The sequence below is a fragment of the Acinetobacter sp. neg1 genome (genome assembly GCF_000788125.1).
In the GTDB taxonomy this organism is placed as follows: domain Bacteria; phylum Pseudomonadota; class Gammaproteobacteria; order Pseudomonadales; family Moraxellaceae; genus Acinetobacter; species Acinetobacter vivianii.
On record NZ_JSZD01000012.1, the window covers coordinates 36,783 to 52,234 of the forward strand.

The 15,452-nt window shown below is 41.5% G+C and carries 13 protein-coding genes; 10 read left to right on the forward strand and 3 right to left on the reverse strand.

What is annotated here, in order from left to right; translation table 11 throughout:
• The first annotated feature begins 67 nt into the window (after window positions 1–67).
• From PJ15_RS08635 to PJ15_RS08660, 6 genes are all read left to right on the forward strand, one after another.
• On the forward strand, window positions 68–1,231 hold the full coding sequence (locus tag PJ15_RS08635) for a PQQ-dependent sugar dehydrogenase (protein WP_047429858.1): 1,164 nt from the start codon (window positions 68–70) through the stop codon (window positions 1,229–1,231).
• Between the two features lie 25 nt (window positions 1,232–1,256).
• Window positions 1,257–2,429: a class C beta-lactamase gene (gene ampC, locus PJ15_RS08640; protein ID WP_047429863.1), complete on the forward strand. Its 1,173-nt coding sequence runs from the start codon at window positions 1,257–1,259 to the stop codon at window positions 2,427–2,429.
• An 83-nt stretch (window positions 2,430–2,512) separates the two neighbouring features.
• Window positions 2,513–3,784, forward strand: a complete 1,272-nt coding sequence (locus PJ15_RS08645) for a replication-associated recombination protein A (RefSeq protein ID WP_123774000.1) — start codon at window positions 2,513–2,515, stop codon at window positions 3,782–3,784.
• Window positions 3,785–3,931: 147 nt separating this feature from the next.
• Window positions 3,932–6,190 carry an ATP-binding cassette domain-containing protein gene (locus PJ15_RS08650; RefSeq protein WP_047429868.1) on the forward strand — a complete coding sequence of 753 codons (2,259 nt, stop codon included), beginning with the start codon at window positions 3,932–3,934 and terminating at the stop codon, window positions 6,188–6,190.
• Window positions 6,191–6,333: 143 nt separating this feature from the next.
• Window positions 6,334–7,452, forward strand: a complete 1,119-nt coding sequence (locus PJ15_RS08655) for an acyltransferase family protein (protein WP_047429871.1) — start codon at window positions 6,334–6,336, stop codon at window positions 7,450–7,452.
• A 141-nt stretch (window positions 7,453–7,593) separates the two neighbouring features.
• Window positions 7,594–9,333, forward strand: a complete 1,740-nt coding sequence (locus PJ15_RS08660; protein ID WP_047429873.1) for an amidohydrolase — start codon at window positions 7,594–7,596, stop codon at window positions 9,331–9,333.
• 56 nt (window positions 9,334–9,389) lie between these two features.
• Here the strand turns inward: PJ15_RS08660 and purC are convergent, their stop codons facing one another.
• From purC to dapA, 3 genes are read right to left on the reverse strand one after another with little or no spacing between them, the layout of a single operon-like run.
• Window positions 9,390–10,109: a phosphoribosylaminoimidazolesuccinocarboxamide synthase gene (gene purC, locus PJ15_RS08665; protein ID WP_005260273.1), complete on the reverse strand. Its 720-nt coding sequence runs from the start codon at window positions 10,107–10,109 to the stop codon at window positions 9,390–9,392.
• A 35-nt stretch (window positions 10,110–10,144) separates the two neighbouring features.
• Entirely contained in the window at window positions 10,145–10,747 is a 603-nt protein-coding gene (locus PJ15_RS08670) for a hypothetical protein (RefSeq protein WP_004776374.1), read from the reverse strand.
• A 15-nt stretch (window positions 10,748–10,762) separates the two neighbouring features.
• Window positions 10,763–11,656: a 4-hydroxy-tetrahydrodipicolinate synthase gene (gene dapA, locus PJ15_RS08675; RefSeq protein ID WP_005260271.1), complete on the reverse strand. Its 894-nt coding sequence runs from the start codon at window positions 11,654–11,656 to the stop codon at window positions 10,763–10,765.
• A 292-nt stretch (window positions 11,657–11,948) separates the two neighbouring features.
• Here dapA and pncA point away from each other — a divergent pair, with 292 nt between their 5' ends.
• From pncA to PJ15_RS18215, 4 genes are all read left to right on the forward strand, one after another.
• Window positions 11,949–12,581, forward strand: a complete 633-nt coding sequence (gene pncA / locus PJ15_RS08680; protein WP_047429876.1) for a bifunctional nicotinamidase/pyrazinamidase — start codon at window positions 11,949–11,951, stop codon at window positions 12,579–12,581.
• Window positions 12,582–12,672: 91 nt separating this feature from the next.
• Entirely contained in the window at window positions 12,673–13,137 is a 465-nt protein-coding gene (locus tag PJ15_RS08685) for an Lrp/AsnC family transcriptional regulator (RefSeq protein ID WP_004776369.1), read from the forward strand.
• 213 nt (window positions 13,138–13,350) lie between these two features.
• Window positions 13,351–13,989: a YitT family protein gene (locus PJ15_RS08690; RefSeq protein WP_047429879.1), complete on the forward strand. Its 639-nt coding sequence runs from the start codon at window positions 13,351–13,353 to the stop codon at window positions 13,987–13,989.
• A gap of 473 nt (window positions 13,990–14,462) precedes the next feature.
• Window positions 14,463–15,398: a helix-turn-helix domain-containing protein gene (locus PJ15_RS18215; RefSeq protein WP_052138582.1), complete on the forward strand. Its 936-nt coding sequence runs from the start codon at window positions 14,463–14,465 to the stop codon at window positions 15,396–15,398.
• Window positions 15,399–15,452: the final 54 nt, after the last annotated feature.

Here is a 15,452-nt window from a genome sequence, read left to right on the forward strand (position 1 = left end):
AACATTTTTACAGTATTTTGACTGGCATATCTCCGTAAGATGAGTCTTATAAAGAGGGAGATAAGCAATGAAGAAATTATTGATAACACCTTTGGTTTGTAGCAGTTTTTTATTTTTGTTGGCCTGTGGTCCGAACAATACCAATTCTAAAACCCCTGATCAAAATGCTGAGCAGCAAAACTCAACCAATACGGCTAAGCAGACCTATCGTAGCGAGACGGTGGCTTCATTTGATGAGCCTTGGGCGGTGACCAGTCTGCCTGATCAGCGTTTGTTGATTACAGAACGTAAAGGACAATTAAAATTATTTGATCCTCAAACCAAGACTAGCCTGAATGTCTCAGGTGTTCCTTCGGTAAGTTATGGTGGGCAGGGCGGACTTGGCGATGTGGTTTTACATCCCGATTTTCAGAATAACCATTGGCTCTATTTAAGTTATGCCAGCAAAGGAAATGGTGGATACGGCGCGGTGATTTCACGTGCCAAGCTGGATTTATCCAACCCAGAGAAACCCAAACTGACCGATTTAAAAACCATCTGGCAGCAAGTGCTGAAGGTCTCTGGTCAGGGACATTACGGACATCGAATGCTGTTTGGTGCAGATGGAAAGTTATGGGTGAGTTCAGGAGAGCGCCAGAAGTTTGATCCAGCTCAGGATTTAAAAAGTAATCTCGGCAAAGTGTTGCGCTTGAACGATGATGGCACCCCTGTGGATGGCAATCCATTTCAGCAGCAAGGTGGCGTCACTGCTGAAATCTGGTCACTGGGTCATCGTAATCCACTCGGCATGGCATTTGATGAGAAAGGGCAGCTCTGGGTGGTCGAAATGGGGCCTAAAGGCGGTGATGAACTGAATCTGATCCTGAAAGGTGCCAACTACGGTTATCCGAAAGTATCCAATGGTGATCATTATTCAGGTTTACCGATCCCAGATCACAGCACCCGTCCCGAGTTTAAAGCGCCTGAAATCGACTGGACCCCTGTAATTTCGCCTTCCAGCATGATCATTTATTCAGGTCAGCAGTTCCCTTTATGGCAACATAAAGCGCTCATCGGTGGCTTATCTTCCAAAGCCATTGTGGTGGTGGATTTAAAATCGCAACCTGTGAAAGAGATTCAGAGACTGGATATGAAACAGCGGATTCGTGGTTTACATCAGGCTCAAGATGGTTCGATCTGGGTCATTGAGGATGGTCCGCAAGCCAAATTACTCAAACTAACTGCCTCTTAATTATTAACTTAAAGTGAAATCATCCATGCCAAACTCAAAACGGTTCTCTATACTTGCGAAACAATTATGTGTACTTGCAGGACTTCTGTCTTGCAGTGCACCCCTTTGGGCACAACAGCTCAGCGAGCAGCAAGTAAAAGCTATTGTTGACCAGCAATTTAAACCGCTTTTACAACAATACAAAATCCCGGGAATGGCGGTGGGGATCACTTTAAATGGACAACATTATTTTGTGAATTATGGGATGGCTTCAAAACAGAGCCAACAGCCGATTCGCAACAATACCTTATTTGAACTTGGCTCGGTGAGTAAGACCTTTAATGCAACTTTAGCAGGCTATGCACAAGCACAAGGACGAATCTCCTTGTCTGACCATCCTGCCAAATATTTCCCTGAACTTAAAAACAGTGCTGTGAATCGTGCCACCTTGTTGAATCTGGGCACTTATACTGCGGGCGGTTTTCCGTTGCAGTTCCCTGATGAGGTGGTTCAGCAACAGGAGATGGTCAAGTATTTTCAGGCATGGCAGCCGAAGACCACCATCGGCGCTGCGCGTCAATATTCCAACCCAAGTATTGGCTTGATGGGCTATGTCACTGCATTGGCAATGAAAAAGCCTTATACCGAATTGTTAGAAAAAACACTTTTTCCTCAGTTAGGTCTCAAACAAAGTTTTATTCAAGTCCCTGAGCAGCAGATGCCAAACTATGCATGGGGCTATAAAGCGGATCAGGCCATGCGGGTATCGCCTGGGATGTTTGATGCTGAAGCCTATGGTGTGAAAAGTAGTAGCGCTGACATGCTGAAATTTCTGGATGCACAAATCAATCCGCAGCAGTTGAAACAACCACTGCGTAAAGGCATTGAAAATACGCATGTGGGTTATTTTAAAGTAGGCGCAATGACACAGGGTTTAGGTTGGGAGCAATATGCTTATCCAACGAAATTGGAAACGCTATTACAGGGCAACTCCAGCAGCCATGCGGTAACGCCAATCGCGCAGCCAAAAATTGCTCCAGCAGCGACCTTCTTTAATAAAACCGGCGCGACCAATGGTTTTGGTGCTTATGCTGCTTTTATCCCGCAACAAAAGATTGGGATCGTGATGTTGGCCAATACCAATTTCCCCAATGAAGAACGGATTAAAGCCAGCTACAACGTGATACAGCAACTGATTCAGCAAAACAGTGCGCGATAGAATGACGCAGTGAGTGCAGATTCAAATTGTAGATTTGTGTCAGACACAATAGACTAGGATAAAACAGCATAAAGCCATTGATGATGTCAGATACGCATATTCCTTTACCTGAACGTTTACGTCCTCGTGATTTGTCAGAAATTATCGGACAAGATCATTTACTGGGCGAAAATGCGCCCTTACGTCAAATGATTGATCAAGGGCATTTGCCTTCGATTATCTTCTGGGGACCGCCAGGGGTAGGAAAAACCACGATCGCATTATTACTGGCCCAAGCGGTTGATCGTCCTTTTGTGAGTTTGTCAGCACTGAATACGGGCGTGAAAGAGCTTCGTGAAGTGATTGCTGAAAGCGGTGATCTATTGACGCCTGTGGTATTTATTGACGAAATACATCGCTTCAATAAGTCGCAGCAAGATGCCTTACTCAATGCCGTTGAGAAAGGCAAAATCACCTTGATCGGCGCAACCACGGAGAATCCGTCTTTCGAGGTGAACAGTGCGTTGCTGTCTCGCTGTCAGGTGTATACCCTGAACAGCCTGGATGCAGATGCCATTCAAACCTTACTGAATAAAGCGATTCAAACGGATAAGTTTTTAAAAGAACGTTTTATTCATATCGAAGAATATGATGCATTGATTCAATTTGCAGCAGGTGATGCACGCAAGGCGCTGAATCTGATTGATCTGATCGCCAGTACCTTTGAGCCTGATGTTGAAAATATGGTCACCAATGCGATTGTCGTTAAAGTTGCGCAGCAAAATATTGCGCGTTACGACAAATCGGGTGAGCAGCATTACGATCTGGTTTCGGCATTTATCAAATCCATTCGTGGTAGTGATCCAGATGCAACATTGTACTGGATGGCACGTATGCTGAAAGGTGGTGAAGATCCAGTCTTTATCGCACGTCGTATGTTGATTGCTGCATCGGAAGATATTGGTAACTCTAACCCAAATGCCTTATTGCTGGCGGGTGAATGTTTCCGTTCAGTGCAGGCGGTGGGTATGCCAGAAGCACGGATTATTTTGGGTCAATGCGCAGTGTATTTAGCGACCAGTCCGAAAAGTAACAGTACTTATCTGGCGATAAATCGTGCCTTGGAACTGGCAGAAAAAACCGCGAACTTGCCTGTTCCTTTACATCTGCGCAATGCCCCCACCAAGTTGATGAAACAGCAAGGTTATGGTGTCGATTATCTCTACCCGCATAATTATCCTGAACATTTTGTATTACAGGAATATTTGCCACCTGAATTGCGCGGTACCAAGCTCTATGAGCGAGCCCTGAATAAACGTGAAGTCGAAGGGGAGCGTTTACAACAGCGTCGTTGGCAGCAAGATCAGCAACAATAAATCACATTTGCTTCTATAGCGCTGGATATTCACGGCTTTGAATATCCAGCACTCAATTACATCAATTTCATTTATTTATAAAAACAGATACATCTCTCACATTTTTTTTGGCTTATCGTGGTTTTAAAGAGAACAGCGAGACGGCAGATGAGCAGTAGAACAATAAATATTTACGGCGCGCGACAAAATAATCTTAAAAATATTTCATTGAAAATTCCCAAAAATAAAATCGTTGTATTCACGGGCGTTTCAGGTTCAGGTAAATCTTCACTGGTATTTGAAACGATTGGTGCCGAAGCGCAACGACAAATCAATGAAACACAGGATAGTTTTGTGCGTAACCGTTTACAGCATTTTGGTGTGGCGGATGTCGATAAAATTGAAAATCTGAATGTTCCCGTAATCATCAATCAGAAGCCTTTGACTGGAAATATCCGCTCAACTATCGCGACCATTACCGATATATATGCCAATTTAAGGTTGTTGTTTTCACGCATGGGTGAGCCTTTTGTCGGGTACTCTCATGTTTTTTCATTTAATCACCCCAATGGCATGTGCCCACAATGTGACGGGATTGGTCTGGAACAGACTATTGATATCTATAAAATTCTGGATCTAGAGAAATCTCTAAATGAAGGGCCAATCGACTTTCCGACCTATCAACCGCATGCTTGGCGTTGGACCCGTTATGCCGACTCGGGCTATTTTGATCTAGATAAAAAGCTAAAGGATTATGATGCGGAAGAGTGGGAGCTTTTCTTAAATGCAGCGCAGCATAAACCGCGTCATCCTCGTAAAGACTGGAGAAAAACTGCTTTATATGAAGGCCTGATTCCACGTTTTGAGCGAAATTTCTTAAAAGGTGAAGCACAAGAGCGCAACCGTTATCGCAATATTCTGGACAAGATTATTACTGTCGAAAAATGTAGTCTTTGTCAGGGGCAGCGTCTGAATCAGACTTCGCTGAGCTGCAAGATTCAAGGTAAAAATATCTCCGACTGTACTGCATTGTCGGTGGCTAAATTGCTGAGCTTTATCGAATCGATCGAGAATGAAAAGCTGGAGACGGTATTACATGAAATTCGTAATAAACTTCATTATTTGAATCTGGTTGGACTCAGTTATCTGACACTGGATCGCGTGAGCAACACCTTATCGGGTGGGGAGTCGCAACGCATAAAAATGGTCAAACATTTGGGTAATAGTCTGGTCGATCTGCTTTATATTTTCGATGAGCCCAGCATTGGACTTCACCCTAAAGACCTGGAAAATATCATCCAGATCATTCAAAAAATTAAGGATAAAGGCAATAGTGTGCTGTTGGTGGAACATGATCCAGACCTGATCAGGATTGCGGATCATGTGATTGATATGGGGCCTTTATCTGGACAAAAGGGCGGCGAAGTCATTTATCAGGGTAGTTTTGCTGATCTTAAAAGCTCCTCTGGTTTAACAGGGCAGTTTTTCCAGCGCCCCAATCAATATAAACAGGTGGCACGAAGCAGTCTGGAAAAAATCACCATAAAAAATGCGCGGCTCTTTAACCTGAAGAATATTAGTGTCGATATTCCCAAGAATTGTCTGACCGTGGTAACAGGTGTTGCTGGCTCAGGTAAAAGTACGCTGATGAGTAAAGTCTTACCGCAGCAATATCCCGAAGTAAAAATTATTGATCAATCTGCCATTACCGCAACGATCCGATCAAATCTACTCACTTATTTGGACTTACTGGACAGCATTCGCCAGTTATATGCGCAACAGAATAAGGTCAGCGCGAAACTGTTTAGTTTTAACAGTGAAGGGGCGTGTCCGCAGTGTAAAGGTTCAGGTATTGAGAAAATTGAGTTGGCCTTTCTGGATGATGTCGAAATGGTCTGTGAGGTCTGTCATGGTTCAGGCTATGCAGAACAGGTACTCAACTATCTTTATAAAGATAAGAATATTGCCGATGCTTTAAAAATGACGGTCGCAGAGGCTTATGATTTTTTTGAAGTGCCTAAATTGAAGCAACAATTCAAGACCCTGATTGATTTAGGTCTGGACTATATTGCCATTGGTCAACGCCTGAATAGCTTTTCTGGGGGAGAACGACAACGTCTGAAACTCAGCCGTGAGCTTGATCAGACCAATAATATTTTCGTGCTGGATGAGCCGAGCTCAGGATTGCATCCGTCTGATACGGTTAAACTGATCCAGCTACTCAATACCATCGTTGATCAGGGAAATACCGTCATTGTGATTGAGCATAATCTGGAAATCATGACACAGGCAGACTGGATTGTTGATATTGGACCATTGGCGGGTGAACAGGGCGGAGAACTGATGTTTGCAGGGCCAGTGAGCCAGTTATTAGAAAATAAGGAGTCTTATACCGCGCATTATTTAAGAGATTATTTAAATCGTTAATATCAAAAGATGGTACGGCGTATCAGAAAGTCTGAGTCATGTCATGACTTGGTATCGAGCATGATATTTTTGTAAGTGACCACTAGACACTCTGGATAAAAGGTCGCATCATCCCCGCTTATCAAGGATGATAAAGCTCCACCATGACCACAAACAAAATTAATGCAGCGGAAAGTATCCGAGGCTTGGCATGTCTCGCCGTTGTGTTGTCACATTTATCGTTAACTTTCTTTCCCCAAATGCATAATTTTGGCTGGAGTAGCGTGCCTCAATATGAGGTTTTTGCACAATTACATCATTCTCCATTGGCCTTCTTTTATTCGGGCACGGGCGCAGTTTTTGTCTTCTTCGTTTTAAGTGGTTTTGTCCTAACCCTATCCAGTTTTAAAAAACAAAATACCGCCACACAGCTGAAAAAATCATTGATTAAACGCTATCCGCGTTTGGCCATTCCCGCGTTTGTCTCTTGTATTGTGGCCTATCTGGTATGTTTTGTGCCCGTTGATGTCTCGCATGTTTCAGAATGGGGGGCTGCTTTGGCCAATCCTCATCCTCAACTCAAGACGGCCCTCTATGAGGGAAGTATTGGTGCATTTCTGTTTGGAGATTCAAGCTATAACTGGGTTTTGTGGACCATGCAAATTGAATTGCTTGGCTCATTGGTGATTTATCTGGCAAGTTATCTATATAGTAAATTGCCCATTTTATCTGCTCTCTTTTTGCTGTTGAGCGTTGCTGCGGCTTATATGATTTCGCAGACCGTATTACTTGGCATTCTCAGTTTTATATTGGGAATGGGGCTATTTCTGTATGCGGCAGAGCTAGGGACGGCTGTTTCTATACTCTTGTTCTTGTTCGGTCTCTATTTTTGTGGAGCACATAATAGCAGCTCGAGTTATCAGTTTTTTACGTCATTTCTGGGCGAACAAACTTACGATTATCTGAATTTTCTTGGTGGCTTTCTGGTTGTGTATGCTGTGTTAAAAGGCAAATGGCTGGCCCAGTTTTTTGATCGACGTGTCTTGGTGTTTCTGGGTAAAGTGTCTTTTTCAATTTATCTGATTCACTTGGCAATACTTTATGCCTTGGGTATTCCATTCTTCAATCTTTTGCATGTGCAGCTGGCGTTCTCTTATTTCAATGCAGGATTGCTGGCGAGCCTGTTTACGATGGTGGTGAGTATCGTTTTGGCGCAGTTTTATAGCCGTTACATTGACGATGCTGCAATCAAGGTATCGAATAAATTGGCTAAATTATTTTAGTCTTTAGGATAAGATCAGATTCTGTGCCATAGTCCTTAAAAAATTGAACAAACATTACAAAAATAATCAGTGAATGCTTTCTATTCGGGCCAGAATCAGTTTTAATCAGAAAAGGCATAATAAAAATATGGGTTTAAAAATATGAACCGTAACCATCTGCATCAATTTGCATGGGTCACTTCCTTTTCAATTGTTCTATCAGGCTGTGCAACTTCATCCATCCCCGTCAGTTCCAGCGAAAAACTGTTTTATGGCGGCCCCATTTTAACCATGAGTGGTGATACGCCAGAATATGCCGAGGCCTTGCTGGTCAAGAATGGCATCATCCGTTTTGTGGGCAGTAAACAGCAGGCGGAACAACTGGCTGATAAAACCGTTCAAGTCATCGATCTCAAAAACAAAATCTTGCTGCCAAGTTTTATCGATGCCCATAGCCATGTGAATATGGTGGGTTTTCACCAGATGGTCGCCAATCTATATCCGCAACCAGATGGGCAGGTCTCGGATATTCATTCATTGGTCAATGTGCTGAATACATGGAAAAAGCAGCACCCAGAAGTGATTCAGACCATGGGCGGCTGGATATTGGGCAATGGCTATGATGATGCACAACTCAATGAAAAAAGACACCCCACCGCAACCGATCTTGATCGCGTCTCAACAGATCAGCCTGTGATGATTTTGCATCAATCTGGACATCTGGCTTCTGTGAATCATAAAGCACTCGAATTGCTAAAAATTGATCAGAATACGCCGAATCCTGCGGGTGGCGTGATTCGCCGTGAAGCCAATTCCAACGTACCGAATGGTGTCCTTGAGGAGTCGGCACTTTTTACTGCAATCGGTTCGATTTTTAAAGATGTACCGCCCGCTGTCATGTTCCAGATTGCACAGAAAGGCATTGATGCTTACGTGAAAAATGGCTTCACTACGGTACAGGAAGGTCGGGCAGATCAGGGCACGACTGAGATGTGGCGGAGCTTGGGCCAGCAAAATCAGTTGCCGATTGATATGGTGTCTTATCCAGATATTACCACCAGCAAGGACTATATGCTCAAATACGGTAGCAGTCGTCAGTATGATCACCATTTTCGTATTGGTGGGGTTAAAATCAGTCTGGATGGTTCACCTCAGGGCAAGACCGCCTGGCTGACACAACCGTATCTGGTGCCGCCTGAAGGCAAGGATAAAACCTACAAAGGCTATGCGGCGATCAGCAATGATCAAGAGGTGAAGAATTATATCAATTTAGCCTTCAAACAAGGCTGGCAAGTGCTTGCACATGCCAATGGCGATGCGGCAATTGATCAGTTTATTGCTGCGGTAAAAGACGCGACCCAAAAGCAGGGTCAAGCAGATCGTCGAAGTGTGCTGATTCATTCACAAACGATTCGTGATGATCAACTGGATCAACTTAAAGCGCTGGATATTATTCCTTCCTTCTTCTCGCTGCATACTTTTTATTGGGGTGACTGGCATCGTCAACAGACACTGGGTGAGCAGCGTGCAGCACGTATTTCTCCTACAGCAACAGCATTAAAGAAACATCTGATCTTTACCGAACATCATGATGCGCCTGTGGTACCGCCAAGTAGCATGATGATGCTTGATGCGACTGTGAATCGTACCACCCGTAGTGATTATGTCTTGGGCGCAAATGAACGGGTAAGTCCTTATCTGGCATTGAAGTCGATGACGGACTGGGCTGCCTATCAATATTTTGAAGATCAACAGAAGGGAACTTTAGTTCAAGGCAAACTGGCAGATCTGGTAATTCTGGATCGGAATCCGCTGACTATTCCAAGCCGTGAGATTAAAAAGATCAAAGTGGTGGCGACTTATAAAGAAGGTAAGCTCATTTATCAGAATTCAAAAAATTAAAGACCTAAAAAAACCGAGCTATTTAGCTCGGTTTTTTTATGCGATCTAAGCTCAGCTTAGATGTCGTCTAGGTTAATGCCTAAACGTGCCGCAACTTCTTCATAGGCTTCAACCACACCACCTAAACCTTGGCGGAAACGGTCTTTATCAAGTTTTTTCTTGGTGTCTTTGTCCCATAAACGGCAACCGTCTGGAGAGAACTCATCACCCAGTACGATACGGTCATGGAATACACCAAATTCAAGTTTGAAATCTACCAGAATCATATTACCAGCGTCGAATAATGCTTTAAGCACATCATTTACTTGGTAAGTGAGTTCTTTCATTTTTTCAAGCTGTTCAGCAGTCGCCCAACCTAAAGCAATCGCTTGAGATTCATTCACCATTGGATCGCCAAGAGCATCATCTTTAAAGAATAATTCAAATGTTGGCGGTGTTAACTCTTTGCCTTCTTCAACGCCTAAACGACGGCAAAGTGAACCAGCAGCATAGTTACGAATGACACATTCAACAGGAATCATCTGAAGTTTTTTTACGAGAACTTCAGTTGGAGAAAGCAATTTTTCAAAATGGGTTTCGATGCCTGCTTCAGCCAGTTTATCCATGATGAAGGCGTTAAAACGGTTGTTGACCTTGCCCTTACGATCGAGTTGCTCGATTTTTTCGCCATTGAATGCCGAGGCATCATCGCGAAAGACTAAAATCAGGTGATCAGCGTTATCTGTTTCATATACAGATTTTGCTTTACCAGTATAGAGCAAGGTTTGTTTTAACATGAGGGAACCTTTTGAAAAAAATGCCTAGTAAACGACTAGGCTGGCCAGTTTTGGTAAATCTGGGCTAATACTTCCGTTGCAACCGCAGGGTCTGCAAAGGTTGTATCAAGTTTAAACAGTGCAATGGTATTGCTTGAGCCAACAGCGGTAAGCTTCAGTAGGTAGTTTTGCTCACCCACTTTAATAGTCGCTTCATAGCCATGATCTGCCTGAGAGATGACTTTATAGTTGAGGCTGCTGACGGTCGCAAAAGCATATTGCCAAGCAGTTGCAGTCGGGCCATCCACTTTAAGTAATGGGTTCTTATTCCCATCCATCACCAGTTGTGGACGACCTAAGCTGGTTGCTGTTGCTTCAGTTGTCGTGGTTGCAGTTTGCGCTGCCTCTGGGCGAGGTAACGCATAACGTTTGCCCGTCTTGTTCTCAAATGTTGGTGCATGTTGAATCGCAAGCGGGTCAACCGTTGGTGCTGGATACAATGGCGTAAATGGTCTTACCGTTGCATTCTCAGGGAACTTGAGTGGTTCAAGCGCTTGCGCTTTTTTATAATCTAAAGAATGATTATTGAGGGCAAAACGACCACAACCAGCCAAACTTAAAGCTGAAATGACTAGGACAACACCAAGACGTAATTGCATCATAAATTGCTCGTATTAAATAATTCCCGCAGTTTTTAAATCTGTGCGGAGAGGTTCACGATATTGTTCTGCTAGAGCGGTTAATGGCAGGCGTAAACCTGTACTGATATATCCCATCTCATGCAACGCCCATTTCACAGGAATTGGGTTTGATTCGCAAAACAAAATATTGTGTAGATTTGCAATTTGCTGATTCAGACTTTGAGCCTTTGCTTGATCGCCCGCTAATGCAGCTTCACAAACTTCGCTCATTTGTTTTGGTGCAACATTGGCAGTAACCGAAATATTACCTTTCGCACCACGCAAGATCAGTTCCCAGGCAGTTTCATCATCACCAGAATATACGGCGATTTTACCTTTTAAACCTTCGATGAGGGCTTGACCACGTGGTACATCGCCTGTTGCATCTTTAATCCCAACAATGTTTTTAATTTCAGCAAGACGAATGACGGTTTCGTTTTGCATGTCTACACCAGTACGACCTGGAACATTATAAAGAATTTGTGGAATATCAACTGCTTCAGCAATCGCCTTGTAGTGTTGATATAAGCCTTCTTGTGTTGGTTTATTATAATATGGCGTAACGAGCAGGGCTGCATCTGCACCGAGTTCTTTTGCTGCTTTGGTCAGCTCAATTGCTTCGCGTGTTGAATTTGCACCTGTACCCGCAATAATCGGGATGCGTTTATTGGCTACACGGATCACTTCTTTGATGACTTGTGTATGTTCTTCCATGCTTAATGTTGAGGCTTCGCCCGTTGTGCCAACAGCAACAATACTATGTGTACCTTGTTGGATGTGCCACTCAACGAGCTTCTCCAGGCTCTTCCAATCTACGCGACCATCTTCAAACATAGGGGTGACGAGTGCGACAATTGAGCCTTGAATATTCTGTGCTAGCTGAGTCATTTTAAAAAACTATCCTATTTTCCCATCCGAGATTGAATTAGTTGAAACGAAATATTGGATGGTTGCAGTATTTTGATTCGTCGTCCAATAATGAATTCGATTGAATGACAATTATGCAAATTATGACTGATCAGCGGCATAAGAACAATATGCTTTAGTCAAACAGCCGAAAACTTTAATTCAACTTTTACCTGAATAATTTTCATGTTAAGAAAAGTTCAGGTCGAAGTAGCCAGACGATAAAGAGCAGCGTATGTTAGAAAGGAGCGAGCAATCCAGAATGAAACACAATATGTATACACTTGCGAAACACAGCGCACTCATTGTTGTAGATGTACAAAACGGGTTTACCCCAGGTGGAAACTTGGCAGTCACTGACGCTGATCAGATTATTCCAGTCATTAATCAACTGGCCCGCCAGTTTGAAATGGTGGTGCTTACCCAAGACTGGCATCCAGAGCAGCATATTTCCTTTGCCGATAATCATGAAAATAAAGCGCCTTTTGAAACCATTGAGCTATCTTATGGAACCCAAGTATTGTGGCCTAAGCACTGCGTGCAGGGGACACAGGATGCCGAATTTCATCCAGCTCTTGATATTCCGACAGCCCAATTGATTATCCGTAAGGGTTTTCATCCCGATATCGATAGTTATTCTGCTTTTATGGAAGCAGATCGCAAAACACCGACAGGTTTGAAGGGCTATTTAATAGAACATCAAATTGATACGGTTTATATCGTGGGGATAGCCACAGATTTTTGTGTGGCATGGACTGCCTTGGATGCGGCACAAATGGGATTTAAAACCTATGTTATCGAAGATGCGTGCAAAGCAATTGATTTAAATGGCTCATTGCAAAGTGCATGGCAAAGTATGCAGGCAGAGGGTATTCAACGCATTCAGTCGAGTGCAATTTTGCCATAAGCTTGAGCTGCCTGAGCGAAAGGCGTTAAACTTTGAAAACTGATGAATCCGTATCAGTCAAACCATGACTTAAGGCAAAATTGAGCGTTTTATGACAGTCGAACTTGATGATTTTGATCAGAAAATTATCCATCATTTACAAATGAATGGACGTTTGGCCAATCAGGAACTCGCTGAATTGGTGGGTTTGTCGACTTCCCAATGTTCACGCCGTCGAGTGAACCTCGAACAGAAAAAGATCATCACTGGCTATTATGCACAAATTGCGCTGAGTGCTGATCCAGCGCCGATCATGGGCATTATTGAAGTGAAATTACAGAATTATCATGATGCCACGCATGATCGTTTCGTTGAGTTCCTTCTCAATGAGCCAGCGGTTAAGGATATTCATAAACTGACGGGGAGCTATGATTTTGCCTTGAAAGTTGCGGTTAAAAATCTTGATGAAATGGTCAAGTTGATCGGCATCCTGTCTTCCCAGACCTTTGGTGTCAGCAACCTGAATACCTCGATTGTTTTGGAAAAGCTCAAAGAAAATGGAATCGCAATTAAATAAAAATAGCTGATTTCTAATGAAAGATGGATCAGAAAGCCATGACTGACTGAAAATGAGCTGTTTATATTAAATGGCTTATTTTGAATATAAATTGCATTTATGGCGAAAATATAAGAATAAATTGCGTATTTTCAATAAAAATGATCAAATATGCCGCCTTTTATTTGGAAGGCATCTCTCCCTTCTGCTGTTCTGTGATTGAGTTTTACCCTTATGAATACCGAGCAAAATGTATCTCTGGTCAGTCCAGTCGTGCCTATAATTGACCAACATTCCAAAGTTGAAGATGCATTGGCGCTGTTGACGGGTACATTTATCCTTTCTTTTGCCATGACCTTATTGCAACAAGCGGGCATTATGACGGGAGGAACAGCAGGTCTGTCTTTACTCCTCCACTATATTACCGACATTAAATTTGGTGTTTTATTTTTCTTCATCAATATTCCATTTTATTATTTTGCCTATAAAAAAATGGGGATGGCCTTGGTAGTTAAAACCTTTATTGCGGTTGCTTTACTGGCAGGTTTTTCTGCAATCATTCCCCATTTTTTTCATCTTTCTGATGTTAATCCAATTTATGCAGCCATTTTTGCCAATGTCTTGATGGGCGTCAGTTTCCTGATTTTATTTAGACATCGTTCAAGTCTAGGCGGGATCAATTTGCTTGCATTGTATTTACAGGAACGCTTCGATATCCCGGCAGGTAAAGTGCAGTTGGGCATTGATATGGCAATCTTGCTCACGTCATTGCTGTTTGTAGACTGGAAGTTGATTCTGGTTTCAATTATGGGTGTCATTATTTTAAATTCGATTATTCTGCTGAATCATAAAACCACACGCTATATTGCGTAAATCTGTTCTGTTTTATTCTTAACATTTGAAAAATAAAAATAATTAAGGGCGTGCTGTAGTTATTTATTTGAAAATCGTGTTGCTGTAAATTATAAGAAATTTATAGCAATACAATTTATTTCTTATATAGAAAGTATTTTAAATACAAAGATTTAGGACAATTATTTTTTATTAATTAGACAAAAGAAACTTAAATTATACAATAATGATGAAATATAGATTTTGAACGAATTTTGTGCATGTGTTAAATTTTAACCAAGAGATGAAAGCTTTAATTATATAAAATTAATATTAGATAAAACATTTCTATTTCTTGTGCAAATATATGATTTTTATAATTTCATCTCTTTTTTATATAAATTTAAAAATTTCTTTTGGATGAAAGGAACAGGGCAAGGTAGAGAATAAGAGTTTATTTCATTGGGGCGGTATTTTTTTGCTATCAAGGACTATTTGCAAAAAAGGAAATTGCAATGAAAGAAAATTTGGAATTTGGATATGTATCTCATAATGGTCATATAGATCCTTATTATCATACAAAATTGATAGAAGATTGGGAGTTTTCTTATCACCAAGTATCTTCTGGAAAGTTCATTGGTAATCTAAGTAAGATCTGGCTTGGTGATATAGAAATTTATGAGGAAAAGCTATCAACTGCAGTATTTCAAGAAGGATGCTGTCAGCAAGGGGTTTTATGTATAGGTATATTTAGAAATTTTCAATCTCCAGCGATTTGTCTAGGACATACAGTAGAAAATTCAGATATTATTAGTATTAGGCCCAATCAAGAGATTTTGATAAAAACACCTGAAGAATCAAAGTTCTATGCGTTGCAAATACCACTGCAATCATTGGTCGGTGATGATATTGAACAATTAGAAGACATGATGAGTTTAAGCAGAAATACTGAACTAAATAATAAAATTTATAATAAAATTAGGTGTTTATTTAACGCATTTGAAAATATTGTTTTAAATGAGGTAGCTAAAAAAGATATTATTTCAGATTTTACTGATATTGGTTGTGAATATATAAATTCCATTAGGAATGACAAGCTCGAACATAAGAAAGCTAAGAATAAAGCAGAACGGGTTATTAAAGAAATTCTATATTATTTACAAAGTAATAGCGATCTGCCAATTACAGTTGAAGACTTTTGTAAGGTTACCAATACATCTAGAAGAACCTTGCAAAATTATTTTGAAATTATTATAGGGTGTAGCCCATCTTTATTTCTAAAATACTGGAAGCTAAATTGTGCAAGAAAAATGCTATTAGCCAATGAAGAAAAAACGACGGTTAGTCAGGTTGCCTCATATTGGGGGTTTTGGCATTTTTCTCAATTTGCACAAGATTATAAAGGATTATTTGGAGAATTACCCTCAACAACATTAGAGCTTTCGAGATGATTTGGGCTATAAATAACAACATCCATTATTTTATCAAATAAGATAATAATGGAT

Bases quoted from the DNA above. Each gene is read 5' to 3' on its own strand.
- PJ15_RS08690 (WP_047429879.1), top strand. From the start codon at position 13,351: ATGAATACCGAGCAAAATGTATCTCTGGTCAGTCCAGTCGTGCCTATA.
- dapA (WP_005260271.1), bottom strand. From the start codon at position 11,656: ATGACTCAGCTAGCACAGAATATTCAAGGCTCAATTGTCGCACTCGTC.
- ampC (WP_047429863.1), top strand. From the start codon at position 1,257: ATGCCAAACTCAAAACGGTTCTCTATACTTGCGAAACAATTATGTGTA.
- pncA (WP_047429876.1), top strand. From the start codon at position 11,949: ATGTATACACTTGCGAAACACAGCGCACTCATTGTTGTAGATGTACAA.
- PJ15_RS18215 (WP_052138582.1), top strand. From the start codon at position 14,463: ATGAAAGAAAATTTGGAATTTGGATATGTATCTCATAATGGTCATATA.
- PJ15_RS08660 (WP_047429873.1), top strand. From the start codon at position 7,594: ATGAACCGTAACCATCTGCATCAATTTGCATGGGTCACTTCCTTTTCA.
- purC (WP_005260273.1), bottom strand. From the start codon at position 10,109: ATGTTAAAACAAACCTTGCTCTATACTGGTAAAGCAAAATCTGTATAT.
- PJ15_RS08650 (WP_047429868.1), top strand. From the start codon at position 3,932: ATGAGCAGTAGAACAATAAATATTTACGGCGCGCGACAAAATAATCTT.
- PJ15_RS08670 (WP_004776374.1), bottom strand. From the start codon at position 10,747: ATGCAATTACGTCTTGGTGTTGTCCTAGTCATTTCAGCTTTAAGTTTG.
- PJ15_RS08655 (WP_047429871.1), top strand. From the start codon at position 6,334: ATGACCACAAACAAAATTAATGCAGCGGAAAGTATCCGAGGCTTGGCA.
- PJ15_RS08635 (WP_047429858.1), top strand. From the start codon at position 68: ATGAAGAAATTATTGATAACACCTTTGGTTTGTAGCAGTTTTTTATTT.
- PJ15_RS08685 (WP_004776369.1), top strand. From the start codon at position 12,673: ATGACAGTCGAACTTGATGATTTTGATCAGAAAATTATCCATCATTTA.
- PJ15_RS08645 (WP_123774000.1), top strand. From the start codon at position 2,513: ATGTCAGATACGCATATTCCTTTACCTGAACGTTTACGTCCTCGTGAT.